The sequence below is a fragment of the Eisenbergiella tayi genome, assembly GCF_001881565.1.
GTDB lineage: Bacteria > Bacillota > Clostridia > Lachnospirales > Lachnospiraceae > Eisenbergiella > Eisenbergiella tayi.
Window position 1 is genome coordinate 122,724 of record NZ_MPDJ01000003.1, and the last position, 25,555, is coordinate 148,278.

Consider the following 25,555-nt stretch of genomic DNA (forward strand, 5'->3'; position numbering starts at 1 on the left):
CCGGCGGAAAGGAATGATTGGACGGAGGTTCCATAAGCGGATGAAGGATGCTTCAAGCAAAAAAAAGGCGTTGGCGGCGGTATTCCTGCTTTGCGGCGTTTTTTCCCTGCTTTTTTCCGCATGCGGGAAACAGGAGAAAGCGCAGAGCGGAAAGGCGTTCGACATATACTATCTGAACAGAGAAGAAACCAAAATCGTAAAAGAAGTTTTTTATATTGATTCCCAGGAGCCGGAAAGCCAGATCCGTCAGCTGATTTCCGCGCTGGAGGCGACCCCTGAGGATGTGTCCCTGAAATCCCCGGTAGGGAACGGATTCCGGATTACCAGCTTTCAGGTGGAGGAAGGCGGACAGCTGGATCTGGATGTGGATGAGAGCTACAAAAAGCTGCCCTTTACCACGGAAATCCTGGTACGGGCGGCCCTTGTCAGAACACTTTCCCAGGCGGAGGGGATCAATCATGTGCTCATGACGGTGGGAGGACAGCCTCTCACGGATAATATCGGCGTAACCGTAGGCCCCATGACCGCAGACGCGTTTATCGATAATGCGGGAGAAGAGATGAACACCTATGAAGGGGTGAAGCTGAAGCTTTATTTTGCCAACGAAACAGGGGACGGCCTGGTGGAAGTCATCAAGCCGGTGGAATATAACAGCAATATTTCCATGGAAAAGCTGGTAGTGGAATACCTGGTGAAGGGGCCGGATAGCGAAGACGCCTTTCCGGTTATCAACCCCGCCACCAAAATTCTGGGTGTTACGGTAAAGGACGGAATCTGCTATGTGAATGTGGATGAGAATTTCATGACCCAGATTTATAATGTCACTGCCGATGTAGTGATATATTCCATAGTCAATTCCCTGGTCGAGCTTTCCAACGTAAATAAAGTACAGATAGCCGTGAACGGCAAAACAGATATTGTGTTCCGGGAAACCTTTAATCTCGTGAACTTGTACGAAAGGAACCTGGAACTGATTAAGACAGGAGAAAACCAAAAATGAGACGACCCTTATGCCTGGCAATGCTGGGCTTTGTGGCGGCAGTCAGGGTTATAACGTGGATAAAGCCGCTGCCTGTCCCTTCCCCTCCGGCGGAGGACGGGCAGCGGTGCACGATTGTGGGAACGGTCCGGGATATCGTCAGTTATACGGATGTGACGACCGGCCGTCCCATACAGCTTATTTTTTTAATGGCTGCGGCCTCAGATACCAGCTTCGATTTACAAAACAATTCTGAATTCAGCAATTCTGATCATTTCAATCAGCCAATATCCAATACAACAACTGAATATAAAGATGCAGCGCAGGTGATCTGCAGGCTTGCTTCGGAAAACTTGCTTTCCGAAGAAGAAAGCAGGCTTCCCGAAATAGGAAGCAGAGTCCGCTATCAGGGAAAGGCACGTCATTTCAGGGAGGCTACCAATCCGGGAGAATTTGACGAGAGAGCATATTATGCCGGCCTGGGGATCAGCATGCAGCTGACAGATGCAGTGCTTACCGGAAAGAGCAGAAATTATTCCGCTTACCGTCATTTCCTTTATGAAATCAGATGCCGTGCGGGTGATATCCTGGAAACAGTTTTTCCGGAAAAGGAGGCATCTGTGGCGAAGGCGATGCTTCTTGGGGAAAAGAAAGGAATCGACAGGGAGCTTAAGAGCCTGTACCAGGAAGCGGGAATTGCCCATATCCTTGCGATATCGGGATTACATATTTCTTTGCTGGGAATGGGGCTTTACCGGCTGCTGACACTGCGTCTGTCCCGGAAAACAGCTTCTCTGCTTTCCTCCTTCGTTCTTATTTCCTATCTGATAATGACCGGCGCATCCCCGTCGGCCGTACGGGCCGTATTCATGTTTTTCCTATACATGCTGGCCGGTCTGGCGGGCAGAACCTATGACATGCCCACGGCCCTTTCCCTGGCGGCGGCGCTGCTTCTTGTGGAAAATCCGGCTTACCTGTCAAACAGCGGTTTTCAGCTGTCATTCATGGCGGCAGCGGGTGCGGCGGTGGTGATTCCCCGGTTTTCCAGGATGGGAAGTGAAGCGGCCCGTGCGGGGGGAGGGATCAGATATACCCCGCCGGCCGGCCCTCTTAAAAGTAAGCTGATCGAGGGGCTTCGTGCCAGCTTTTGTATCAATCTGACAACACTTCCGGTGCTTCTTGCCTCTTTTTATGAATGGAACCTGTTTTCTGTGCTGCTCAATGTCCTGGTTATCCCGCTTATGGGAGTCCTTATGGGCGGAATCCTTCTGCTTGTGCTGACCGGGGGCCTTTTCACCGGCCTTGGGGCAGCAAGCGGTACGCTGCTTAGCATGATGGCATTGCCGGTCAGGGGAATTTTTCTTATTTATGAAAAATTGTGCCTGCTCACACAGCACCTGCCGGGAAGATGGCATGCGGGTATGCCCCATATGTGGCAGATTCTTCTTTTTTATGCAGGGCTGGCGGTACTCCTTGCGCTGGCTGAAAAAATCCCGAAAAAAGCCGGGTGGCCTCTGGCGGCGATACTGTGCCTGATTTTCGCAGTGAATCCCCGCGGTGAAACACAGCTTACCATGCTGGATGTGGGGCAGGGGGATTGTATTTATATCCGGACGGAGAGCGGAAACCATTATTTATATGATGCGGGCAGCACATCCCGGAAAGATACCGGTACCTGGCAGGTGATCCCCTTTTTGAAGTACCAGGGAGTCGATCGGCTGGAGGCTGTTTTTGTGAGCCACTGGGATGAAGATCATGTCAACGGGCTGGATGCGGTTTTCGAATGGGCGGATCAGAGCGGAATCCCCATAGGAGGCCTGGTGCTGCCGGGTGAAGGCCCTGACGGTGATGAACCGGATAAGCTCCTTGAAAGCGCCCGGAACCATGGAATCCCTGTATACCGCATGATAGCCGGAGAAGAACTATCCGATGGAAAAACATCATTTTTATGCCTGTATCCGCAGAAAAACGGATTTTATAAAGACAGGAATGCCTCCTCTCTGGTGCTGAAGCTGCGTGTGAAAGGGGATGGGGAGAAACCGGCCTTCACGGCGCTGCTTACAGGTGATGTGGAGGCGGAGGGGGAAATGCGTATGCTGGAAGAAGAGGAAGCAAAGTATTCCAGAGAGCTTTTAGAAGGCTGTGATATCCTGAAAACGGCTCATCATGGCTCGGATACCTCCACTACAGAAGAATTCCTGGATGCGGCGGCTCCTTCCCTTGCGCTGATTTCCTGCGGAAAAAATAATTCCTATGGACATCCTCATAAAGAAGTACTTCAGCGCTTCGAGGAAAGAGGAATTCCCGTACTCATAACCACGGACTGCGGCGCGGTTACGATAAGGGCTAAAAATAAAAAAATAAGGGTGGAGCCTTTTTTGGACGTTGACTGACAGACACGAATGTGTCATGATATTAGAGGACAAGAATGAAATGCGGCGAAGGAAGGAGGCCTGAAATGCAGCAGCTGTTGGAAGACATTAAAAACAGGCAGTTCAGGCAGGTTTATTTGTTATACGGACAGGAAGCCTATCTGAAGAACCAGTACAGGGACAAGCTGAAAGAGGCCCTTGTGCAGGACGGGGACACCATGAATTTTACCGTTTTCAAGGGTAAAAACAGTAATCCCGGCGAAATCATAGATCTGGCGGAAACCATGCCCTTTCTTGCGGAAAGAAGAGTGATTCTCATTGAGGACAGCGGTTTTTTCAAGAAAGGCGGCGAGCAGCTGGCGGATTATCTGAAGGAACCGGCATCCACGGTGTGCATCCTTTTTTCAGAGTCCGAGGTGGATAAAAGGAATAAGCTTTTTAAGGCCGTAAAGGACAATGGCTGTGCGGTGGAGTTTGCCACACAGGATGAGACCACGCTGAAAAGATGGGTGCTGGGAAGAATAAAGAAGGAAAACAAGGTGATTTCCTCTGCCAGCCTGGATTTTTTCCTCCAGAAAACCGGTTCGGACATGGAAAATATCAGCAGGGAAATGGAGAAGCTTTTCTGCTATACCCTGAAGAAAGATACGATTACGGAAGAGGATATAGAAGCTGTCTGTACCCATCAGGTGACAAGCCAGATATTTGATATGGTGGAGTCCATCGCCATGGGCAGGCAGCAGCAGGCTTTGAAGCTGTATTATGACCTGCTTGCGCTGAAAGAACCGCCTATGCGTATTCTTTTTCTCATAGGAAGGCAGTTCAATCTGCTCCTTCAGGTAAAAGAACTGAAGGCGAAAGGCTGTGACAACAGGAAGATCGGTGAAAAAACCGGATTGCACAGCTTTATTGCAGGCAAATATGTGAGCCAGGCCGCAAGATTTAAAAAGGAAGAACTGCGCGAGGCCCTGGAGGCCTGCGTGAGCACAGATGAAGCGGTAAAGAGCGGCCGACTGAATGACACCATGGGAGTAGAGCTTCTTATCGTAAGATACAGTTCCGGAGGCAGAGCTTCAGGACGTGCATAGAACAGACAGTACAAAGGAGAAAAGATATGAGCGGATTTATATCTGTCATCGTGTGGGTCGTTATTATGTTGGCCGTATCGGGAGTTTTAAGAGGGAAAAACAGAGGCGGCAGCAGTGATCAGAATCCCTATTATAAAAATAATACGCCGCCCCCGGTACCGCCGGCTTATACACAGCCGCCGTCAGCACCTCAGCCCTCCCGGCAGCCTGTGGGGAGAGAGACACAGGCCATGACAGGAACACAGGTGAAAACAGGGACAGCCAAGCCGGGCATGACCAATTATTCGGCCGGTACAGTGCCGGAGAAGAATAAAAAAGAGGGCATAAAGAATGTCGCCCACTCCGCTGTTCATAAAAAGGGCGGGGAAGCCGACATGTCCACAACCGATTATCTCAGGCAGAAGGCTGTTCTGGATGAAGCGGAACACCGTCAGGAAAAGAGGCAGGAGAACCAGCGGGCCAGATGGGAAACCGGCGGGCTGCCCGCTGCAAAGAGGTTATATGAAGGAGACAGCGTACCACAGGGTATGAGGCGTGTGACCTGTTCCTATTGCGGTGCGGACAATCTGGTTCCCCAGGGGAGCAGACAGAAGTATACCTGCTATTTCTGCAGGGAAGAATTAGAATAAGACTTTGATGGATGCGTTAAGCGCACGGAAAGGAGTAAATATGGGAAAAATAGAAGAAGTAAGGGCAGAGATGGTTGCGGCTATGAAGAATAAGGATAAGGACAGAAAGGATACTTTATCCGCTCTTCTGGCTGCGCTCAAAAACAAAGCCATTGATAAAAGAGCGGATCTGACCGAAGCAGAAGAAAACGAAGTTATCAAAAAGGAAATCAAGCAGACTCAGGAGACTAAGGAATTGGCCCCTGCGGACAGAACGGATATCATCGAGGAATGCGAAAAACGTCTGGCTGTCCTGAAGGAATTTGCGCCTGAAGAGATGAGCGAGGAAGCTATCCGCAAAGAAATCAGCGAAGTTCTTGCCGGGCTGGGAATTGAAGCTCCTACAGGGAAGGATAAGGGCAGGATTATGAAGGAGCTTATGCCCCGCGTTAAGGGAAAGGCTGACGGAGCCCTGGTAAATAAGCTTGTTGGAGAAGTGATACAATAATAAAGAAGCGGCTGGGCCTCTTCGTCCCTGTGCTTTTTCCGGTTGGAGAAAAGTACAGGGACGGAGGGGCCTTGTTATTATCTGATGTATTTGGATGGAACTGGCAGGGAGGGACAGAAATGCTGCGGACAATTTTGTTTGATATGTATGGAGTAATATTAAAGGAAAGCAAAGGTAATTTTGTTCCATATACTTTGAACTATTTTCCTGATCAGGAACATGAAAGACTGATTAGACAGTTTAAGGAAGAACAGCTGTTTACAAAAGCTGGAAATGGTTTAATAAGCTCAGATGATTTTTTATTACAATTAGGATTTACAAATCCGCAGCGTCATATGAAAAATTATCTGGAAAATTATTTGACACTGGATAATAGTTTTATACCTTTTGCTGAAAAATACTTTAGGAAATTCAGGTTTATTTTAGTGTCCAATGATGTTTCAGAGTGGAGTGCGTATATTACGGAATTTTATAATCTTAATAAGTTTTTTCATGAGAAAATTGTGAGCGGCGATATAAAATGCAGAAAGCCGGATATAAGAGTATTTAAATATGCATTAAAGCAAAGCAAAAGTTTACCACAAGAGTGTATTTTCATAGACAATAGTGTGGATAATTTGGTTGCAGCAGAAAGTCTGGGTATTATTCCTGTTTTATTTAATCGAGATAATGTGGCGTATGAGGGATTAACAGTTAATAATTTTGAAGAATTGGATCGGTTGATTATCAAAGGGATAAAATTGAATGAATAGTGATATCAACCTGTTGATAAGTAAACGAGATATACATATGCATAGGAGCATGCGGAGAAAGAAATGATAAAAGCTGTATATTTTGACCTGTTTTTTACGCTGATAATTCCATCTTATGAAAAAATTAATAATGAATATGATATACTGCATTTGTCGATGACTGAATGGGAAAATTATGCAGAAAATGATATGGTGTACCAGGAAAGAGCTTTGGGACAAGTCAAATCGGAAATGGAAATTATAGACAGAATTATTTCTGTTATTCCATTTCAAGTGAATGATATTCAAAAAAAGAAGATTTTATCTGCACGTGAAAAAAGAATGAAAAATGCATTACATAATGTACCAGAAGATTTGATTGATGTCTTAAAAATATTAAAAAACCGAAAGATAAAAATAGGTTTAATAAGCAATGCTGACATTATAGACTGTAAATATTGGGGTGAATCAAAATTAGCTTCCTTTTTTGATGATGTGATATTTTCTTGTAATGTGGGATATTTAAAACCGGACAGACAGATTTACGAACTTGCAATGCAGAATCTAAAGGTACTGCCGGATGAGAGTTTATTTGTGGGGGATGGCGGCTCCAATGAATTATTTGGAGCAAAATCAGCCGGGATGAAAACAATATTTACAGAGGCGCTTGAAAATAAGAATGGCGAAAAAAGGAATAATATTATGAAGTATGCGGATTATCATATTAATAATTTTGCCGAAATATTAAAGTATGTTTGATATGCATGCAGACGGGAATAGAAATGAGAAAAATTCTAACAGATGGTGCTAAAACATTTTCTATTTATAATTAATGAAGAGTTCCCTGAAATCAATGATAATTTATTTAAAGAAGCACAAAATAAAATGAAAGGTTTTTTTAATGCTCTGCCCAAAATTCTTTTTAAATAAATATTTTTATCTCAATTGAAACTTTTTTCTTCCATGCCGCATCTAATCTATAAAAGCTCGGTAATTACTGCCTGACAAATCCGAACAGGCGGTTAAGTCCGTATTATAGTACAGATGAAGTGCCATAATAGGCAAAAAGGTGCAGGGCGGAGGAAATGATCATGAGGGAAAAACTAAGGAAAAGAACAGGGCTTCTGGCAGTTACCGGGGTAATAATGCTTGTATGCGCATTCTTTATCACGGGAACGGTGATGAGCCAGACAAGGGACAGGGTGAAGGTGGATGAGAAGTATTATGTCCTTCTGGAGGAAGAATATCTGAAACAGGTAAGGGAGATCCTCAAACAGGAAGGCTATTCCAACTGCGGGCTGACGCTGACCTATACAAAGGAAGTGGGCGGTGAGCGCAGATATCATCTGCGTATCCATAACCAGCGGTTTGACCGGCTGAATGATATAGAAAAGAAGGCCATTCTTAACCGTGTTGGTAAAGTGGATTTCGGAGTGGAAGGCTGCAGCCTTTACCAGGAATATAACTGATCACACCCTGCGGGTACGATCAGTTATGGCATCCGTCTATGATAGCCGCCTTATCGGCGGGGACGGATGCTCTTAGGCCACTATGTTAACGGCATGGTCTGGACGGAAATCCAGGAATTTCTATAAGCACTTTAGATTTGGGGAATGACATTAAAATCGTTTGGGGGTATAATATAGCATAAAGCACGCCCGGAAACCTGAAAACATAACATAAATATACATCGGGCCATACGTGCGGACGGGAGAAAAATATGGAAAGAACCCCCAGGCCAAATGAAATATATCAGCATTTTAAAGGAAATCTTTATAAGGTAATCACGCTTGCAACCCACTCTGAGACAGGGGAAAGCATGGTGGTTTACCAGGCGCTCTACGGTGATTTTCAGGTGTTTGTAAGACCCCTGGAAATGTTCGTAAGCAAGGTGGATCATGACAAATATCCGCAGGTAAAGGCAGAATACCGTTTTACCCTGGTGCCCCAGATTCTGGGACAGGGAGCTCCGGAGGAAGAGCCGTTGCCCTCAGAACCTGAGGAAGAAAAGGGAATGAACGGTGACTCCTTCCGCCAGGAGGAAAATCTGTGGATGGAAGAGGAAGAAGCAGTTCTTGATCCTCTGCTCATGAAATTCCTGGATGCGGATACCTATGAGGATAAACTGAATATACTGGTCGGTCTGCAAAGCCGTATCACGGATGATATGCTGAATACCATAGCTGTTTCCCTGGATCTGGAACTGGAAGAAGGAGAGCTGGAAGAGCGATACCAGACATTAAAAAATTGTCTGATAACTTTGGAAAAGTATGAATGTAACCGCCTCAGATAGTATCGGGGCATTATGAAGACTCCGAACTGCACCGAAGGAGGAGTGCTTCATGGCATATGAATTGGATAACAGGCTGGTAATCGGTATTTCCACAAGGGCACTTTTTGACCTGAGCCTGGAAAATGAAATTTTTGAGAAAGAGGGAGTGGAAAGCTACCGGAAGTACCAGACAGAGCATGAAGGGGATATCCTGCGGCCCGGTCCCGGTTTTCCGCTGGTAAAGGCTCTGCTCGCGATCAATGCCCTGCCCGGGCAGGAGGGCAGAGTGGAAGTGATCATAATGTCCAGAAACAGTGCGGATACTTCTTTGCGTGTTTTCCGTTCCATCGAGTATTACGGTCTGGATATCACCCGCGCAGTACTGGCAGGAGGCGCGTCTCTTGCCCCTTACCTGGAAGCTTTCCGGACAGATCTGTTTCTTTCCGCATATGAGGATGATGTGCAAAGAGCGGTGGATTCAGGCATTGCTGCGGGAATAATCTGTGACGGAGGCAGGGAATATGCGCAGCAAGAGAATATCCGGCAGATTCGGATTGCCTTTGACGGGGATGCCGTTTTATTTACGGATGAATCGGAACGGATTTTTCAGGAGCAGGGTCTTGCTGCCTTTGAGGAAAATGAACGGCTGAAGGCGGACAGTCCGCTGGAGGAAGGGCCCTTTGCCCGCTTCCTCAAAACCATAGCGGCGCTGCAGCAGGAGTTTTCGCCGGAGCAGACTCCTATCAGGACAGCCTTGGTCACGGCCAGAAGCGCACCTGCCCATGAACGAGTGGTACGGACTCTTCGTGCATGGAATATAAGGATAGATGAAGCTTTTTTTCTGGGAGGCATTTCTAAAAAAGAAATTCTGGCGGCCTTTGGCGCCCATATCTTTTTTGACGATCAGGCGGCGCACACGGGAAATGCCTCGGCAGCAGTGCCTTCAGCCAGAGTGCCCAGCCCGGAAAGAAAAGGAAGAGATGACAGGAAAAAGAATCCTGGCAGAAAGAACATAGTGTAACGGTTCAGACTTATCTGAACTGTTATGACATAATAAAAAATACGGACAGCAGGTAATATATGAAGTATGAGAATATAAAGGAAGGTATATTTATAGAAAGGCCGAACCGGTTTATTGCTTATGTGGAAATAGACGGAAATCCGGAAAAGGTACATGTGAAAAATACCGGAAGATGCAAAGAACTGCTTCGGAAGGGAGTCCGGGTATATCTGGAAAAAAGCAGCAATCCGGAACGGAAGACAGCCTATGACCTGGTCGGAGTGGAAAAAAAAGGACTCATGGTAAATATGGATTCGGCGGCGCCCAATAAAGCCGCCGGTGAATGGCTGGCTTCGGGAGGTCTGTTCCCGGATGTGGAGGTGCTCAGGCCGGAATGTACCTATGGCAATTCCAGATTTGATTTTTATCTGGAAACAAAAGAAAACAAAATGTGGCTGGAGGTGAAAGGCGTTACCCTGGAAACAGAAGGTGTGGCAATGTTTCCGGATGCGCCTTCTTTACGTGCGCTTAAGCATGTGGAAGAACTGATAACCGCCAGGGAAAATGGCTATGAGGCGGGAATCCTTTTTGTGGTACAGATGGAAGGGATCCGGTATTTCACTCCCAACAGGCAGGCTCAGCCCGCCTTTGCCCAGGCGCTGGAAAGGGCGGAAGCGGCCGGAGTAGGGCTGTATGCCTATGGCTGCCATGTGACCAGGGACAGTATGCAAATCAGTTATGAAATTCCGGTGATTCTGAATCCGGATAAAGAACAGGATGGACTGGAAACTATTGCGGCTCCGCTGCTTAAATGGTATGATAAAAACAGGCGTGTCCTTCCATGGAGGGAGGATCCCGCACCCTACCGGGTATGGATTTCGGAGATTATGCTTCAGCAGACCCGTGTGGAGGCTGTGAAGCCTTATTTTCAGCGTTTTATGGAGAGCCTTCCCGATATTGCGGCACTTGCCGATGTGCCTGAAGACAGGCTTCTGAAGCTGTGGGAGGGCCTGGGCTATTATAACAGGGCCAGGAACCTGAAGAAGGCGGCCGGAGTGATCATGGCCGAGTATGCGGGTGTAATGCCTGCAGAGACGGAGGAACTTCTTAAGCTGCCGGGAATAGGCAGCTATACGGCAGGTGCGGTGGCTTCTATTGCCTATGGAGAACCTGTTCCTGCGGTGGATGGAAATGTGCTTCGGGTTATATCCAGATATCGTATGGATGACAGGGATATGCTGAATACTAAAGTAAGAAAAAGCGTGGAAGATGATCTGCAGGCGGTTATTCCGCAGGACCGCCCAGGTGATTTCAACCAGGCACTGATGGAACTGGGCGCTACGGTATGCATTCCCAACGGGATGCCGAAATGCGGAGAATGCCCATGGAAAGATTCCTGTAAGGCCCATATTCAGTCAAAAGAGACGGACTTTCCTAAAAAGGCGCCAAAGAAAATACGCACTGTAGAGAAAAAGACGATTTTGATTATACAGGATGCTGTGAGAACAGCGATACGCAAACGGCCGGATAAAGGGCTTCTGGCGGGAATGTACGAATTTCCTTCCGCAGAAGGCCATCTGAGCCGTGAGGAAGTCCTGGCTCTTTTAAAAGAAAAGGGGATGCATCCTTTACGGATAAGCAGGCTGCCTGACTCCAGACATGTTTTTTCCCATAAGGAATGGGAAATGATAGGTTATTGTATCCGTGTGGATGAGCTGGAGCCGGTGGGAGGCGTGAAGGAAGGGCTTTTATTTGTGGAGCCTGCCCGTACGGAGAAGGAATATCCAATTCCTTCCGCCTATGCGGCTTATACGGATTATCTGCAGATCCGTATAGGAAACGGGAAATATGAAGCTGAAAATGTAGATAATCAGTAACTGTGAAGGAAATGAGCAGTTACGATAATTGATGAATGCCGGGCGAACGGAAAGGAACGCTGCCGGTGCGGAATGGAGGAAGCTATGAAACTGCTGACAATAACAATACCCTGCTATAACTCAGAAAAATATATGCATAAATGCATCGAATCCCTTCTCCCGGGAGGGGAGGATGTGGAAATCCTGATTGTGGACGATGGCTCCACAGATGGAACAGCTGCTATTGCGGATGAATATGCGTTGAAATATCCTTCCATTATCAGAGTGATCCATAAGGAAAACGGAGGCCATGGATCAGCGGTCAACACCGGTATCGAAAATGCCACCGGGCTGTATTTTAAAGTGGTGGACAGCGATGACTGGGTGTCGGATACTGCCTATCGGGAGATCCTGGATAAGCTTACAGAGCTTACCGGCGGTGAAGAAGTGCTGGATATGATGATTGCCAACTATGTGTACGAAAAGGAAGGCGAGAAGCGTAAAAAGGTAATCCGTTACCATCATGTATTGCCGGAGGAAGAGTTATTTACCTGGAATGATGTCCACAGGTTCCATAAAGGACAATATATCCTCATGCATTCCGTGATTTTCAGGACAAAGCTGCTGAAGGACTGCGGGCTGAAGCTGCCGGAGCATACCTTCTATGTGGATAACATTTTTGTATTTGAGCCGCTGCCCTATGTGAAGAAAATGTACTATATGGACGTGAATTTCTACCGTTATTATATCGGAAGAGCGGATCAGTCCGTGAATGAACAGGTTATGATAGGCAGAATCGACCAGCAGCTCAAGGTGAATAAGATTATGGTTGATTATGTGGTGTCTAAAAAGCAGTTCCTTGCAACCCACAAAAAACTGCGTAACTATATGCTCAACTATCTGGATATCATCACTACGGTTTCATCGATCATGCTGATCTATTCCGGAGTTGAAGAAAATCTGGAGAAGAAAAATGAACTCTGGAAATATATCAAGCAGAAAGATCCTGTTGTTTTCTTCCGTCTCCGTTACGGCCTGCTGGGAAGCTATACCAACCTGCCGGGCAAAGGGGGAAGAAAAATATCCGTGGAGGGGTATAAGCTTTGCCAGAGGTTTTTTAAGTTTAATTAGTGGGGAGTTCCCCTGTGCCGTTCCCCGTTCCTCAGCCAGGCGCATTGGCGGGACAGGGGTGTGCGCTTTGCACTGACCAGTCAGACCGGGCATTGCGATGAGCCTTGGACGAAAAAAGTGCCGGATCAGCCGGCACTTTTTTTAGTCTTTTTATTCTTTGCGCAGGGCGGCAAAGAACGTGATCCAGAGGAGGAGGAACTGGAGGGCGAAGCGGATCCAGGAGAGGGTGTTGTCCCAGGGGGTGTAGTAGAGGTCCTGGATGCCAAGGGAGCTTTCGTCGAGAAGGAGGCCTTGATTCCAGAGGATCCGGCCGCTGATTCTGGTGGTGATGAAGAGGAGAATGAAGATGATGAGGAGGGCGAGGCGTTTTCTCCGGATGGTTTTTTTGAGGCGGCGGGTGGTGTCTTCCAGGATGGCGTTGGCTTTTTGCAGATCGATGCTGTTGTCCTGGTGGCGCTGGGCGTCCAGCAGTTCTACTACGGAGATGCCGAGGGCCTGGGAGAGGGGCTGAAGCAGATCGACTGCGGGCAGGGAGAGGCCGCGTTCCCATTTGGATACGGCTTTGTCTGTTACGTGAAGCCGGTCGGCTAGTTCCTTTTGGGTAAGATTTTTTTCGGTGCGGAGTTGTTTTATGAAAAGGCCGGTTGCTTGATTGTCCATAGCGGTTACCTCCTGTTTATTTGGTTATATTATAAGATATAGAGGGCAAAAAATCACCCGACTGTCGGTAGACAGACGGGTGATTTGAAAAATTCAGGTTATTTGGCTTCGTTGCGGGCGGTTTTGGCGGCCCTTCTGGCAGTGCGGTGCTGTTTGAGGTAGATAAGAACATCATAGTGGTAAACAATGCCGTACATGGCAGCTGCCATAACGAAGGCTGTCAGCATATCGAATACGGAATGCTGTTTGATGAATACGGTAGCCAGAATTATGGAAACACACAGGATACCGGAGGAAACGCGCACCCATTTCTTTTTGCCTGCCTGGGAACGGGACAGGGCTATGTGGGCTCCAAGGGAATTATAAACATGGATGCTCGGCCAGAGGTTGGTTGGCGTGTCGGTTCTGTAAAGGGATGCAACCATCTGGGTAAAAATGTTGTCCCGGGGCATGACGATGGGCCGTAAGCGCTGCCCGTTGGGGAAAAAGGTGGAAACCAACAGAAAGACAGTCATTCCGGTACAGAGGAATATTGCCGTTCTGTAATAATCATCCTTGTTGCGGAAGGCCAGGTACAGGACAACTCCCGGTACGTAGACAAACCACAGAAAGTAAGGAATGACAAATATTTCATTGAAAGGTATATAATCGTCTATCGCAAGATGTATAATCTGGTATTGCCAGATATGCCTTTGTTCAAGCCATGAAAACCAGGTCATGTAAACGAGGAAATACAAGGCAAAGGGGATAATGTGTTTATACTTTTCATAGATGTTTTTCATAATAGTCGCCTCATAATCAATTAGTAGTAAAAACGCAGCAGCTGTCTGGAACAGCTCACCAGGATGTCATCTGAAAGGCAGGTTACCTCACCGTCGGTATGCACCCAGAGGGGAACCGTGGTTCGGATTCGTATGGAGCTGCCGCAATAACGCTCCACACCATTGTAGCGGTAATGTTTTCCTGTGAAGGCTGAAGGCAGTACCATGAGAACCTTCCATTTGGGTACGCCGCTCACCGTACACAAATCCAGGATTCCGTCCGATGCATCGGCGCCGGGACAGAAATAGAATCCGCCGCCTTCATAGCAATGAGACATACAGGCAATGAACATCAGGCGGGATAAACTCACCTTTTGGGAGGAATCCCCATTTCCTTCCACTGTCAGTTCAGCAGCCGCATTCCCGGAGCGTATCAGCTGTTTTAAGGCGATGCCAAGGTAGGTCAGCTTGCCCATGCCTGCTTTGTTCAGGAAATCTTTTATTTTTGAGTGCATGGCCTCCTGGCATACCCCCGCATCAAAGCCGATGCCGCTGCTTACCAGAAAACGTCTGTCCTCCGCCGGTTTTTCCAAAGGCTGTCCGCCGTCGGAACTGTAAGCGGTATTATAATGAAGGAAGCCTACATCCATGGGCTGTTCCCTGGCGGAAGCCAGAATGCGTTCCAACGCTTCCACAGGGTCACGGCTGATTCCGGTATCCCGTGCGAGGTCGTTGCTGGAACCGGTAGGAATATAGCTGAAACGGGTTTTGGAAAAATTTACAATCCCCTGTACCACTTCATTGGCGGTGCCGTCGCCGCCTAATACCACCAGGTGGATATCTTCTCCGTCAGGAGTCAGAGCTCCGGTAAGGCGGCGGGACAGATTAACCATATCGCCGGGGCCTTTTGAAAAATAGACCTGATAAGGTATTAGTCTCTCCTCAAGAATGCTTTTTATCCGTTCCCAGTACTTCTGTCCCCGTCCGGAACGAGAGGCAGGATTTACCAAAAATGAATACATATGTATCTCCCCGGCTTTCCCCATAATTATTGATTTTCTAAGGTTGTATTGTAGCAGAAAAAAATAGGCAAGTAAAGGGTCTGGCGAGGTATTAAGAAAAGAATAAGAATAATTTTTAGATTTTTTTATATTTGCATTTCGAAGGATATATGCTATAATCATCCCATCGCAATTTAATATATTAACGCACCGCAATGTCGTTTGGCGGTGGATTTACTTATGCAGGAGGTTGAAAGGATGTATTCTCTGGACGATGTGAAGAAGACCGACCCGGAAATCGCACAGGCGATTGTGGACGAACAGGAAAGACAGAACAGCCATATTGAGCTGATTGCTTCTGAAAACTGGGTGAGCAAGGCTGTTATGGCCACAATGGGAAGCGTACTTACCAATAAATATGCGGAAGGGTATCCGGCCAAGAGATATTACGGCGGATGCGACTGTGTGGATGTGGTAGAGAATCTGGCAATTGAACGCGCCAAAGAACTGTTTGGCTGTGACTATGCCAATGTACAGCCCCATTCCGGCGCACAGGCCAATATGGCAGTACAGTTTGCCGTATTGAATCCGGGAGATACGATCATGGGCATGAACCTGGATCACGGCGGACATCTGACACACGGAAGCCCGGTGAATATGTCCGGAAAATATTTTAATGTCGTACCCTACGGCGTGAATGACGACGGCTTTATCGATTATGATAAAATGAAACAGATTGCCAGAGAATGCAAGCCTAAAATGATTATTGCAGGAGCCTCCGCTTATGCAAGAACCATTGATTTCAAGGCTTTCAGAGAGGCTGCCGATGAAGTGGGAGCCTGCCTGATGGTGGACATGGCCCATATCGCCGGCCTGGTTGCCGCAGGGCTTCATCCGAGCCCTATCCCTTATGCGGATGTGGTTACCACCACTACCCATAAGACACTGCGCGGGCCGAGAGGAGGCATGATCCTCTGCAATAAGGAAGCGGCTGAGAAGTATAACTTCAACAAGGCAATTTTCCCCGGAACCCAGGGCGGCCCTCTTATGCATGTCATCGCCGCCAAGGCAGTATGCTTCAAGGAAGCTTTAAGCGATGATTTCAAGGTTTACCAGCAGGGGATTATTGACAATGCGCAGGCGCTCTGCCACGGCCTGATGGAACGCGGTATCAAGATTGTTTCCGGAGGTACGGATAACCATCTGATGCTCGTGGATCTGACCAATTTTGACCTCACGGGAAAAGCTGTGGAAAAGCTGCTTGATGCTGCTCATATCACCTGCAATAAAAATACGATTCCCAATGATCCGAAGTCCCCGTTTGTAACGAGCGGTGTCCGTCTGGGAACGCCTGCCGTTACTTCAAGAGGAATGAATACGGAGGATATGGACAGGATTGCAGAGGCAATCGCTCTGGTGATCAAGGGAGGCGAAGACAAAATCCCTGAGGCAAGAGCCATTGTACAGACATTGACAGATAAGTATCCGCTTATATAAGCCGGAATTACAAGAAACGGGGCCGCTGGCCCCGTTATTTTTTGCCGCCTGAACCTGCAGCAGCGGCAGATAATACAAATGGAATGGACGGAAAGGATTATTATGGGAAAAAAGAAGAGCGGTGCACAGACCGTAATGAGAAATCTCAGGGATAAAAACGGGAGGTTTTCCGAAGATGCTCTGAAGATGCTGGCGTTGGTGACTATGTTTATCGATCATGCGGGAGCAGGCATCATAGAGTCTTTTTTCCTTGGGAAGCTCCCTTATGACAGCCAGGCATTTCAGGTCTGTCTGACTGTGGATGAAATAATGAGAAGTGTTGGACGTCTGGCCTTTCCCATATATTGCTATCTTTTGGTCCAGGGGTTCCTCCATACGAGGAGTACGGCCCGGTATGCCTTCCGGCTTCTGGGCTTTGCCCTGCTTTCCGAGATTCCCTTTGACCTGCTCCTTTTTGGAGGGATAACATTCGAGTACCAGAATGTATTCTGGACACTTCTGATTGGCCTTCTGACACTGGCGGGGCTGAGATGGGCGGAAAAAAGAGAAAACCGCTGTCTGTCCGTTGGAGCAGGCGTGGTATTTATCGCGGCGGGAATGGCGGCGGCCGGGCTTGTAGGCGCAGATTACGATTATAAGGGTGTCGTATTGATTGCAGCCCTTTATCTGCTGCGCGGCAACAGGAAGAGTCAGTGTATCTTTGCACCGCTGCTCTTTCTCGGTTCCTTTTTGCTGGATGTGCCTCTGGGGCTTCGTACGGGAGCTTCGGTTACCGCATCCCTCAGCATTGAGTTTTTCTGTATTTTTTCCTTCTTTTTCCTGTATGCCGATAATGGAAAGAGATATATGAAAAAAGGCAAATATTTCTTCTATTTCTTTTATCCCGGCCATTTGCTGCTTCTTCTGGGTATTCGCTGTCTGCTTATCTGGCTGTGGTAAAGACGAAAAAGCTGATAATCTGCGGTCTTCGGACGGATTGTATTTACAAAAATACAATCCGTCCGAAAGTTTTTATTGCTTTCCGGGTAGCCCTATGCTACAATATCCATCGGTGACACACAAATGTATGCAGTGGAAAGACAACTTTTAATAAAGGCTTTTACAGAGGAAGAGGCTTCGGATACAATATGAAAAATATGCAGAAAACAACAGATTATTACGTAGTAAAACAGAAGGCGGTTCCGGAGGTGCTCCTTAAGGTTGTAGAGGCAAAACGGCTTCTGGATTCAGGAAAAGCTGCAACCATCCAGGATGCGGTGGAAAAAGTGGATATCAGCCGGAGTTCTTTTTATAAGTACAAGGATGATATATTTCCCTTTCATGACAATGCACAGGGTACCACAATTACCCTCGCCATGTCAATTGAAGATGAGCCGGGGCTTTTGTCCGATGTGCTTAAGATAATCGCGGACTTTGGCGCCAATATTCTGACAATCCATCAGAGTATTCCCATCAACGGCGTTGCATCATTAAGCATCAGCGTACAGGTCTTAAGCACCACAGGAGATGTTTCCAGGATGCTTGAAACCATGGAAGAGAAGTCGGGAGTCCGTAACGTCAAGATTTTGGCGAAGGAATAGAGCTTTACAAAGAAAAGCAGATGGAGGAAGAGATATGATAAACGTAGCGGTACTTGGATATGGCACGGTAGGAAGCGGAGTTGTTGAAGTAATTGAGACCAATAAAGAAGTCATTGATAAAAGAGCAGGAGAAGAGCTGCATGTAAAATATATCCTGGATTTAAGAGATTTCCCCGGGGATCCTTATGAAGACAGGGTAGTGCATGATTACAGCATCATCCTGAACGATCCCGAGGTATCCATCATCTGCGAAACTATGGGAGGCAATGAACCGGCCTTCACTTTTTCCATGCAGGCGCTTAAAGCAGGAAAAAGCGTATGTACCTCCAATAAAGAACTGGTTGCCAATCATGGAGCGGAGCTGATCCGTACAGCCAGGGAAAATTGCTGCAATTATCTGTTTGAAGCAAGTGTGGGTGGGGGAATCCCTATCATCCGGCCTTTGAATGTGGCTCTTACCGCTGAACGGATTGAACTGATTAACGGTATTCTGAACGGGACGACGAACTATATTCTGACAAAAATGGCGGAAGAAGGCAGCGATTTTGACGCCTGCCTGAAGGAAGCCCAGGAAAAAGGCTATGCAGAGCGTAACCCGGAGGCGGATGTGGAGGGCTATGACGCCTGTCGTAAGATAGCCATTCTTTCTTCTCTGATGACGGGAAAAACGGTCCGCTATGAAGATATATATACGGAAGGAATTACCAAAATAACAAAAGAGGATTTCCTTTACGCTAAAAAGATGAATAAATTCATTAAGCTGCTGGCGAGCGCCAAAGCGCTGGACGGCGGATATGCGGCGATAGTCGCGCCCTTTATGGTAGGAGAAAAGAACCCGCTGCACAGCGTGAACGATGTTTTCAATGCCATATTTATCAGAGGAAATACCCTGGGAGACTCCATGTATTATGGAAGGGGAGCAGGAAAGCTTCCGACCGCCAGCGCGGTGGTATCCGATGTGATAGACTGCGCAAAGCACGGACGCAAGCATATCATCTGTATCTGGGAGGAAGAAAAGCTTTCCCTTAAGAGTGTTGATGATGCTTCCCGAAAGTTTTTTGTCCGTGTATCCGAAGGGGCTGAGGCCGAGGTGGCTAAGCTGTTCGGTGACGTGGAAAAAATAGAAGCGGAAGGTGTGAGCGGAGAATTCGGCTTTGTGACTCCGGTGATGACAGAAAAGGAATTTGCCGGAAAAATTGCGGAGCTGCCCGGCTTCATCAGCCGGATCCGCATGGAAGAAGATTAAAGACTGGCCGTGTTTCGGCGGAATCGAGGAATAGATGAAATATGTGGTTGTTTTAGGAGACGGGATGGCGGATGAACCCCTGTCCCGCCTGAATGGCAAAACACCTTTGTCCTATGCGAAGACACCGGCTCTGGATGTCCTCAGCAAAAAGTCTGAGATCGGCATGGTGAGCACCATACCGGAGGGCATGAAGCCGGGTTCCGATACGGCAAACCTTTCCGTGATCGGATATGACCCGAGAAAATATTATTCAGGACGTTCCCCTCTGGAAGCGCTCAGCATCGGCGTACCCATGAAGGATACGGACATTGCCATGCGCTGTAATATCGTTACTCTTTCGGAAGAGGAAGGAATCCCTTTCCCTAAAAGGAGGATCCTTGATCACAGCTCCGGAGAAATCAGTACGGAGGACTGCAGTATTCTCCTGCATGCGGTTATGGAAGAGATGGATAAGGATCCCTATCATTTTTATGTGGGAACCAGCTACCGCCATTGCCTGATCTGGGAAAATGGCCGGGTGGAAGAGCTGACTCCGCCCCATGACGTGCTGGGAAGGGAAATAGCCCCTTATCTTCCCTACGATGAAAAGCTGTATAAAATGATGGAAAGAAGCTATGAGATCCTGAAGGACCACCCCGTTAATGCAGAGCGCAGGCGTAATGGGCTGAATCCGGCCAATTGCTGCTGGTTCTGGGGGGCGGGAACCCGTCCGGCCCTTCCTTCCTTCCGGGAAAAAACCGGGAAAAAGGGCATTATGATATCCGCGGTGGATTTGCTGAAGGGCATTGCCGTAGGAGCCGGAATGGATGTGGCTGAAGTGGAAGGCGCCAATGGCGGTTTACATACCAACTATGAAGGAAAGACGCAGGCGGCTGTAGATGCCCTCACCAGGGATGGCTACGATTTTGCATATATCCATGTGGAAGCTCCGGATGAAATGGGCCATCAGGGAAGCCTGGAGAAGAAACTGAAGGCCATAGAATACCTGGATTCCAGGGTGATAGGCCCGCTTGTGTCGGCCCTTGACAAAAGCGGAGAGGAATACCGGCTGCTTGTAATGCCGGATCATCCCACGCCCATCCGGATACGTACCCATACGTCGGAAAATGTGCCCTATCTCATTTATGACAGTACAAATCAGCAGAAAAATGACTGGAATTATAACGAGGCAGAAGCGATCTTAAGCGGCAATTATATCCCGGAAGGGTATAAGCTCATGGATAAATTCCTGGAAATCAAGCATAAAAATCATCTGTAAAGAAAGGATAAAAGCCGCCGTCTTCCGGTGGCAGAGGAAAAGTAATTATGAAAAAAGTGGTTAAATTCGGCGGCAGTTCCCTCGCCAGTGCAGAACAGTTCATGAAGGTGAGCGGGATTATCAAGGCTGATGATGAAAGAAGGTTTGTAATACCCTCCGCGCCGGGAAAGAGGAATAAGAAAGATACCAAAGTGACGGATATGCTTTATGCCTGTTATGAGGCGGCGGAAAATGATAAGCCCTGCCAGGAGCTGCTGAAAGGGATCGAAGCCAGATATGATGAGATCATCAAGGGTCTGGGTCTGGAGCTTTCCCTTAAGGAAGAATTTAAAACCATTGCAGAAAACTTTAAAAAGAAAGCGGGCAAGGATTACGCGGCGTCCAGAGGGGAATATCTGAACGGAATCATAATGGCTGCTTATCTGAAATTTACTTTTATAGATGCGGCTGAAGTGATATTCTTCGATGAAAATGGAATTTTTGATGCAGCCAAAACCGACAAGGTGATGTCCGAACGTCTGGAAAAAGAAGAATATGCTGTTATTCCCGGATTTTACGGTTCACAGCCCGACGGCAGCATTCGGACTTTCTCCAGAGGAGGTTCTGATATTACCGGCTCTATTGTGGCGAGGGCTGTCCATGCGGAGGTTTATGAGAACTGGACGGATGTATCCGGCTTTCTGATCGCGGATCCCCGCATCATCCCTAATCCTGTGGGTATTGATACGATTACCTATAAGGAGCTCAGGGAGCTTTCCTATATGGGAGCCACAGTCCTTCATGAGGATGCCATTTTCCCTGTAAGAAAAGAAGGAATCCCGATCAATATCCGCAATACCAATGCGCCGGAAGAAAACGGAACCTGGATTGTGGAAAGTACCTGCCAGAAATCTAAATTTGTCATCACAGGAATCGCCGGCAAAAAAGGCTTTTGCTCCGTGAACATTGAAAAAGATATGATGAATGCGGAGATCGGGTTCGGACGCAAGGTGCTTCAGGCCTTTGAAGACAGCGGCATTTCCTTTGAACATGTTCCTTCCGGTATTGACACCATGACTGTATTTGTGCATCAGGATGAATTTATGGATAAGGAGCAGAAGGTAGTTTCCGCCATTCATCGCCTTGCACATCCGGATACCATTGATATTGAGTCTGATCTGGCATTGATCGCAGTGGTTGGCCGTGGTATGAAATCCACAAGAGGTACCGCCGGCAGGATCTTTTCCGCACTGGCTCATGCCAATGTCAACGTAAAAATGATTGATCAGGGCTCCAGCGAGCTGAATATTATTATCGGTGTGAGAAATGAAGACTTTGAAGCTGCCATCCGCGCTATCTACAATATTTTTGTGCTGGTGCAGATTTAAAAGCAGTATTTAAGTCAGCGGATAGAAGAAGAGTCCGGGACTGCCTCAGTAAGGGCAGCTCCGGACTCTTCTATATTATCCTTTTTTCCCGCGGGGGCTTTGACTGTAAAGTTCAGAAAATTATCAGAATCCCAGATCTTCAGCCACCAGAAAAACTTTGATCCTGCCGGTATGTCCGCTGCGTCTGGTGACCACAATCTGATTGCAGAAGCAGTCCGGAGAGAGGCAGTCCCCGCATTTCCCTGTGGCGGCGCAGGGTGTTTTTTTATCCAGCCGGACAGCGTTGGGAGGGCAGGCCATAGTCCTGGCCCGTTCAAAGGCCCCTTCCAGAGTAGTGGCTACCTTATTCATACCGGCAATAATTATCACATGCCGGGGGCCGTGAATCAAACAGGCCACACGGTTGCCGTTTCCGTCAATATTGACAAGCTCTCCCTCATATGTAATGGCATTGGTGCTCATAAAATAATAATCGGACATGACAGTGCGCCCATAGATTTCCCGCTGCTCCTCAGGAGTTTTAGCCAGGGAACGGTCAATTAATTCATAGCTCCCGTTTTTGAGAGCATCCATCATGCCGCTTTCCTGTACGGAGGCGCTCCCTCCCCAGGAAATACTGCTTCCATCCGGTATCAAGTCAAGGATTGCCCTGACACAGGATGCGCTGTCTTCATAAAAATAGCCTTCCATATTCCTTTTTTTCAAATTGGCAATGATTCCGTCACATGCTTTTGCAAATGCCTTTTGTCTGTTATCCATATTCTCCTCCATTTCAAACGATGTCCGGATTCCGTTCCGGTTCGGCAGCAGTTTCTTATTTTCAGTTTAAAACCACAGAATCCCATTGTCAATTCGTTATCAGTGCTCTCTCAGCACCTGACACATCCCAGGCATTACAATTACCGGTTCACAATATCGGAAAAAGAAGAAAATGTTTTAAATTGTCAGATAATTCTAAAAATAATAAGCAAAATATATATAATTGTATGTAATTGCTTGTTAAAAATGTAAAAATTAAAATAAAATGGTAAAAAGACAAAAAACATATTGACATTTTGAGTTTATACAGATATAATGAAGTCACAAACAAAGAAGAAATAAAAAAACAGAGGAAAGGAAGGTACAGACCACCGAAAACGTAAAGTAATTCCTTAAAAGAAATTTTAAAGGAGAAAAACAAAAACAGTACAAAACAACTTAATAGAGAAGCCTTAAAGATTGTTCATAAAGAAGAAAGGATTTTCTTTCAAGCGGAAGAACTTTAAAATGAAGGAAACGGGAACTATCTGGTAAACTGGTAACTGTAAATAAAGATTCTTTTGAAGAACGAGAAAATTTCTGACAGCAAAGAAGATTATCTTTAGTTTAAAGTAACGACAGAAGCCGATAGCTTTAGTTTAAAGAAAAGGTTCTATGAAGCGTAAAGAAACAGTATCTTTAGTTGAAAGAAGTAATTTATTATAGATGGTGACCAGATAAGAACAAAAGCCGTCATATTAAAGAAATCCCGGAAAGAAAAGAATGGAATCTTTAAAGAACAATAATAATATACTTTAGGGACGATGCTAAAACCGAAGCGAAATGAGTACACTTACTTGAGTGACGAAGGATCATCAAAGATTTATGATGAACACCGTTACAGTACATGAGTACAAGAAGTAGGAGGAGTGGAAAGTAAGCGGAGGAGAAAAAATGGAGGAAGAGGCCATTGGATAGCATAGTTTAGGAGCGGGTATCAATGATGAAAAGTGATTGATACCCGCTTCTATTTGTGGTACTGTTATGATAAGAACGGAAGGAGTGTTGGTATGGACCGGAGAGACAGAAGACGGAAGAGACGGGTTAGGAACCAGATAATTTCCTATATTGTGGCAGTAGTGCTGCTTGCCGGGTTAGTGACCGGCGGTTTTTTTGGTGTCCGGCACATTTCCAACGCGATGGAAGAGAAAAAACAGCAGGAGGAGTCCCAGTCTCAGGAGGAGTCGCTGGCCCAGGCTGAGGCCATGGATCAGACGGCTTCAGAAGCGGATGGGACGGGGGAGGAAACGTCGGAGACGGAAAGCGTGGAGTCTCAGGAGGAAATATTGGAGGAACTGGTGGAAGCCTGTGTGGCGGATATGAGCCTGGAGGATAAGGTCGCCGGACTGTTTATCATAACACCGGAGCAGCTGACCGGCGTGGGAACTGCGATACAGGCAGGGGAAGGCACGCAGGAGGCACTGAAGAAATATCCTGTGGGAGGCCTGGTTTATTTTGCCAAGAACATCCAGTCGGCGGATCAGCTGAAGGAGATGCTTGCCAAAACCGTGAACTATGCCACTTATCCCCTTTTTCTTGGAGTGGATGAGGAAGGCGGAAGCGTGGCAAGGGTAGCGGATCAGCTGAAGCTGACCAATGTGGGGCCGATGGCCGATATCGGGGCCGGAGGGGATCCCGGCGCAGCCTATACGGCCGGCCAGACAATCGGCAGTTATTTGAAGGAGTATGGTTTTAACCTGGATTTTGCACCGGTCGCGGATGTGCTGACCAATCCGGATAACAAGGTGATAGGAGATCGGGCTTTCGGCAGCGATGCGGCTTTGGTATCCCAAATGGTGGCAAGCGCGGTGCAGGGCCTTCAGGATACGGGAGTAAGCGCCTGTATTAAGCATTTTCCCGGACACGGAGACACCTCAGGGGATTCCCATGAAGGAGCGGTGGAAACGGACAGAACTGCGGAAGAAATGCAGGCAACGGAGTTCCTGCCTTTTCAGGCCGGAATAGAGGCGGGAACGGATATGGTAATGGTAGGCCATATATCGGCTCCGGGACTGACCGGAGGGGATGCGGCGCCGGCGTCAATCAATGAGAATATCATAACCGGAGTCCTGCGCAGACAGCTTGGCTATGATGGTATCGTGATTACGGATGCCATGAATATGTCGGCGATATCGGAGTATTATACGGCTGATGAAGCGGCGATAAAGGCTTTGAAGGCGGGGGCGGATATGATTCTTATGCCGGAAGATTTTGTCACGGCCTATGAAGGTGTGATTGCAGCGGTGAAGGACGGCACCATTGATGAAAACCGGATTAATGATTCGCTGAAGAGAGTTTACCGGGTGAAATATGCGGGTACCCTGCAATAAAACAGCGGCTTGTAATGAATGGAAGAGGTTCATTACAGGCCGTATTTATATGGAGAATGAATGGATAACATGAAAATCAGGCGAGGCAGGCAGAAAATCCTTTTTGTAAAATGTGCTTTGATAGTATAAAAACAGCGGCTTACCGGTATTCCGGAAGCCGCTGTTTTGCCGATTCTATAAGAGCGATAGACGGGGCTCGAACCCGCGGTCTCGACCTTGGCAAGGTCGCGCGTTACCAACTACGCCACTATCGCATTTCCTGAACAGAAATGAAGTGGAGATTCCTCTGTCCAACAGGCAAATATTACTATACAATAAGGATGCAAAAATGTCAATCCCTTTTTTTGAGAAATTTGTGGTGTGGGTTGAAAAACAATGAACCGGTAAGTCCCTGCGGCGTGTTTATGGAGCCCGTCTGCCCCAGCCATGTCCTCTGCGTGCCGGTATGGGGGTTCGCAGGCGCTGATCTGCCGGACATTCCAATGAGCCCAGGGGCATCCAAGTCGGCAGGT

The 25,555-nt window shown here is 47.4% G+C and carries 23 protein-coding genes and 1 tRNA gene; 19 read left to right on the forward strand and 5 right to left on the reverse strand.

From position 1 onward, the window contains the following. Positions 1-40 precede the first annotated feature (40 nt). From BLA28_RS11855 to BLA28_RS11910, 12 genes are all read left to right on the forward strand, one after another. Complete coding sequence (locus BLA28_RS11855) at positions 41-1,000, forward strand: GerMN domain-containing protein (protein WP_069158917.1); 960 nt, start codon at positions 41-43, stop codon at positions 998-1,000. Then, the gene (locus BLA28_RS11860; RefSeq protein WP_069158918.1) at positions 997-3,372 is read left to right on the forward strand and encodes a DNA internalization-related competence protein ComEC/Rec2; all 2,376 of its coding nucleotides are present in this window, start codon (positions 997-999) and stop codon (positions 3,370-3,372) included. Before BLA28_RS11855 ends, BLA28_RS11860 begins: the two co-directional genes overlap by 4 nt. Before the next feature lie 65 nt (positions 3,373-3,437). Then, positions 3,438-4,439: a DNA polymerase III subunit delta gene (gene holA, locus BLA28_RS11865; protein WP_044973070.1), complete on the forward strand. Its 1,002-nt coding sequence runs from the start codon at positions 3,438-3,440 to the stop codon at positions 4,437-4,439. A 26-nt stretch (positions 4,440-4,465) separates the two neighbouring features. Continuing rightward, positions 4,466-5,068 carry a hypothetical protein gene (locus BLA28_RS11870; protein ID WP_069158919.1) on the forward strand — a complete coding sequence of 201 codons (603 nt, stop codon included), beginning with the start codon at positions 4,466-4,468 and terminating at the stop codon, positions 5,066-5,068. Positions 5,069-5,108: 40 nt separating this feature from the next. Next, positions 5,109-5,555, forward strand: coding sequence for a GatB/YqeY domain-containing protein (locus tag BLA28_RS11875; RefSeq protein WP_009250884.1), 447 nt, complete (start codon positions 5,109-5,111; stop codon positions 5,553-5,555). Positions 5,556-5,674: 119 nt separating this feature from the next. Beyond that, positions 5,675-6,307 (forward strand): HAD family hydrolase, encoded by a 633-nt coding sequence (locus BLA28_RS11880; RefSeq protein ID WP_141702982.1) that lies wholly within the window; start codon positions 5,675-5,677, stop codon positions 6,305-6,307. Between the two features lie 63 nt (positions 6,308-6,370). Then, the gene (locus tag BLA28_RS11885) at positions 6,371-7,045 is read left to right on the forward strand and encodes an HAD family hydrolase (RefSeq protein ID WP_069158920.1); all 675 of its coding nucleotides are present in this window, start codon (positions 6,371-6,373) and stop codon (positions 7,043-7,045) included. 332 nt (positions 7,046-7,377) lie between these two features. Further along, positions 7,378-7,755 carry a hypothetical protein gene (locus BLA28_RS11890; protein ID WP_009250878.1) on the forward strand — a complete coding sequence of 126 codons (378 nt, stop codon included), beginning with the start codon at positions 7,378-7,380 and terminating at the stop codon, positions 7,753-7,755. Between the two features lie 251 nt (positions 7,756-8,006). After that, complete coding sequence (locus tag BLA28_RS11895) at positions 8,007-8,579, forward strand: DUF1653 domain-containing protein (RefSeq protein WP_009250877.1); 573 nt, start codon at positions 8,007-8,009, stop codon at positions 8,577-8,579. A gap of 49 nt (positions 8,580-8,628) precedes the next feature. Beyond that, a complete protein-coding gene (locus BLA28_RS11900) occupies positions 8,629-9,579 on the forward strand; it encodes a 5'-nucleotidase (RefSeq protein ID WP_069158921.1) in 951 nt (316 codons plus the stop codon). Between the two features lie 59 nt (positions 9,580-9,638). After that, positions 9,639-11,435, forward strand: coding sequence for an A/G-specific adenine glycosylase (gene mutY, locus BLA28_RS34875; RefSeq protein ID WP_069158922.1), 1,797 nt, complete (start codon positions 9,639-9,641; stop codon positions 11,433-11,435). Positions 11,436-11,519: 84 nt separating this feature from the next. Continuing rightward, positions 11,520-12,545, forward strand: a complete 1,026-nt coding sequence (locus BLA28_RS11910; protein WP_044973078.1) for a glycosyltransferase family 2 protein — start codon at positions 11,520-11,522, stop codon at positions 12,543-12,545. A gap of 150 nt (positions 12,546-12,695) precedes the next feature. On the opposite strand, the gene BLA28_RS11915 is transcribed toward BLA28_RS11910, so the two are convergent. From BLA28_RS11915 to BLA28_RS11925, 3 genes are all read right to left on the reverse strand, one after another. After that, a complete protein-coding gene (locus tag BLA28_RS11915; RefSeq protein WP_071699212.1) occupies positions 12,696-13,205 on the reverse strand; it encodes a helix-turn-helix domain-containing protein in 510 nt (169 codons plus the stop codon). Positions 13,206-13,303: 98 nt separating this feature from the next. Then, the gene (locus BLA28_RS11920; protein WP_069158924.1) at positions 13,304-13,987 is read right to left on the reverse strand and encodes a phosphatase PAP2 family protein; all 684 of its coding nucleotides are present in this window, start codon (positions 13,985-13,987) and stop codon (positions 13,304-13,306) included. 20 nt (positions 13,988-14,007) lie between these two features. Continuing rightward, on the reverse strand, positions 14,008-14,988 hold the full coding sequence (locus BLA28_RS11925) for a diacylglycerol/lipid kinase family protein (protein WP_069158925.1): 981 nt from the start codon (positions 14,986-14,988) through the stop codon (positions 14,008-14,010). A 237-nt stretch (positions 14,989-15,225) separates the two neighbouring features. Here BLA28_RS11925 and glyA point away from each other — a divergent pair, with 237 nt between their 5' ends. The 6 genes from glyA to BLA28_RS11955 all read left to right on the forward strand — a co-directional run bounded on the left by glyA (position 15,226) and on the right by BLA28_RS11955 (position 21,915). Next, positions 15,226-16,464, forward strand: a complete 1,239-nt coding sequence (glyA, locus tag BLA28_RS11930; RefSeq protein ID WP_044973084.1) for a serine hydroxymethyltransferase — start codon at positions 15,226-15,228, stop codon at positions 16,462-16,464. Positions 16,465-16,566: 102 nt separating this feature from the next. Then, entirely contained in the window at positions 16,567-17,403 is an 837-nt protein-coding gene (locus tag BLA28_RS11935) for a TraX family protein (RefSeq protein WP_169897239.1), read from the forward strand. A 197-nt stretch (positions 17,404-17,600) separates the two neighbouring features. Continuing rightward, entirely contained in the window at positions 17,601-18,044 is a 444-nt protein-coding gene (locus BLA28_RS11940; protein WP_025485118.1) for an ACT domain-containing protein, read from the forward strand. Positions 18,045-18,078: 34 nt separating this feature from the next. Then, a complete protein-coding gene (locus BLA28_RS11945) occupies positions 18,079-19,290 on the forward strand; it encodes a homoserine dehydrogenase (RefSeq protein WP_069158926.1) in 1,212 nt (403 codons plus the stop codon). Between the two features lie 34 nt (positions 19,291-19,324). Further along, positions 19,325-20,548, forward strand: a complete 1,224-nt coding sequence (locus BLA28_RS11950) for a cofactor-independent phosphoglycerate mutase (RefSeq protein ID WP_069158927.1) — start codon at positions 19,325-19,327, stop codon at positions 20,546-20,548. 47 nt (positions 20,549-20,595) lie between these two features. Continuing rightward, positions 20,596-21,915, forward strand: coding sequence for an aspartate kinase (locus BLA28_RS11955; RefSeq protein WP_069158928.1), 1,320 nt, complete (start codon positions 20,596-20,598; stop codon positions 21,913-21,915). Positions 21,916-22,038: 123 nt separating this feature from the next. Here BLA28_RS11955 and BLA28_RS11960 read toward each other — a convergent pair whose 3' ends face one another. Further along, positions 22,039-22,674 carry a lactate utilization protein gene (locus tag BLA28_RS11960; RefSeq protein WP_081330184.1) on the reverse strand — a complete coding sequence of 212 codons (636 nt, stop codon included), beginning with the start codon at positions 22,672-22,674 and terminating at the stop codon, positions 22,039-22,041. Between the two features lie 1,049 nt (positions 22,675-23,723). Here BLA28_RS11960 and BLA28_RS11965 point away from each other — a divergent pair. After that, entirely contained in the window at positions 23,724-25,043 is a 1,320-nt protein-coding gene (locus tag BLA28_RS11965) for a glycoside hydrolase family 3 protein (RefSeq protein ID WP_069158930.1), read from the forward strand. Between the two features lie 181 nt (positions 25,044-25,224). On the opposite strand, the gene BLA28_RS11970 is transcribed toward BLA28_RS11965, so the two are convergent. Next, positions 25,225-25,297, reverse strand: a tRNA-Gly gene (locus tag BLA28_RS11970). Positions 25,298-25,555 lie beyond the last annotated feature (258 nt).

Bases quoted from the DNA above. Each gene is read 5' to 3' on its own strand.
- BLA28_RS11855 (WP_069158917.1), top strand. From the start codon at position 41: ATGAAGGATGCTTCAAGCAAAAAAAAGGCGTTGGCGGCGGTATTCCTG.
- BLA28_RS11860 (WP_069158918.1), top strand. From the start codon at position 997: ATGAGACGACCCTTATGCCTGGCAATGCTGGGCTTTGTGGCGGCAGTC.
- holA (WP_044973070.1), top strand. From the start codon at position 3,438: ATGCAGCAGCTGTTGGAAGACATTAAAAACAGGCAGTTCAGGCAGGTT.
- BLA28_RS11870 (WP_069158919.1), top strand. From the start codon at position 4,466: ATGAGCGGATTTATATCTGTCATCGTGTGGGTCGTTATTATGTTGGCC.
- BLA28_RS11875 (WP_009250884.1), top strand. From the start codon at position 5,109: ATGGGAAAAATAGAAGAAGTAAGGGCAGAGATGGTTGCGGCTATGAAG.
- BLA28_RS11880 (WP_141702982.1), top strand. From the start codon at position 5,675: ATGCTGCGGACAATTTTGTTTGATATGTATGGAGTAATATTAAAGGAA.
- BLA28_RS11885 (WP_069158920.1), top strand. From the start codon at position 6,371: ATGATAAAAGCTGTATATTTTGACCTGTTTTTTACGCTGATAATTCCA.
- BLA28_RS11890 (WP_009250878.1), top strand. From the start codon at position 7,378: ATGAGGGAAAAACTAAGGAAAAGAACAGGGCTTCTGGCAGTTACCGGG.
- BLA28_RS11895 (WP_009250877.1), top strand. From the start codon at position 8,007: ATGGAAAGAACCCCCAGGCCAAATGAAATATATCAGCATTTTAAAGGA.
- BLA28_RS11900 (WP_069158921.1), top strand. From the start codon at position 8,629: ATGGCATATGAATTGGATAACAGGCTGGTAATCGGTATTTCCACAAGG.
- mutY (WP_069158922.1), top strand. From the start codon at position 9,639: ATGAAGTATGAGAATATAAAGGAAGGTATATTTATAGAAAGGCCGAAC.
- BLA28_RS11910 (WP_044973078.1), top strand. From the start codon at position 11,520: ATGAAACTGCTGACAATAACAATACCCTGCTATAACTCAGAAAAATAT.
- BLA28_RS11915 (WP_071699212.1), bottom strand. From the start codon at position 13,205: ATGGACAATCAAGCAACCGGCCTTTTCATAAAACAACTCCGCACCGAA.
- BLA28_RS11920 (WP_069158924.1), bottom strand. From the start codon at position 13,987: ATGAAAAACATCTATGAAAAGTATAAACACATTATCCCCTTTGCCTTG.
- BLA28_RS11925 (WP_069158925.1), bottom strand. From the start codon at position 14,988: ATGTATTCATTTTTGGTAAATCCTGCCTCTCGTTCCGGACGGGGACAG.
- glyA (WP_044973084.1), top strand. From the start codon at position 15,226: ATGTATTCTCTGGACGATGTGAAGAAGACCGACCCGGAAATCGCACAG.
- BLA28_RS11935 (WP_169897239.1), top strand. From the start codon at position 16,567: ATGGGAAAAAAGAAGAGCGGTGCACAGACCGTAATGAGAAATCTCAGG.
- BLA28_RS11940 (WP_025485118.1), top strand. From the start codon at position 17,601: ATGCAGAAAACAACAGATTATTACGTAGTAAAACAGAAGGCGGTTCCG.
- BLA28_RS11945 (WP_069158926.1), top strand. From the start codon at position 18,079: ATGATAAACGTAGCGGTACTTGGATATGGCACGGTAGGAAGCGGAGTT.
- BLA28_RS11950 (WP_069158927.1), top strand. From the start codon at position 19,325: ATGAAATATGTGGTTGTTTTAGGAGACGGGATGGCGGATGAACCCCTG.
- BLA28_RS11955 (WP_069158928.1), top strand. From the start codon at position 20,596: ATGAAAAAAGTGGTTAAATTCGGCGGCAGTTCCCTCGCCAGTGCAGAA.
- BLA28_RS11960 (WP_081330184.1), bottom strand. From the start codon at position 22,674: ATGGATAACAGACAAAAGGCATTTGCAAAAGCATGTGACGGAATCATT.
- BLA28_RS11965 (WP_069158930.1), top strand. From the start codon at position 23,724: ATGGACCGGAGAGACAGAAGACGGAAGAGACGGGTTAGGAACCAGATA.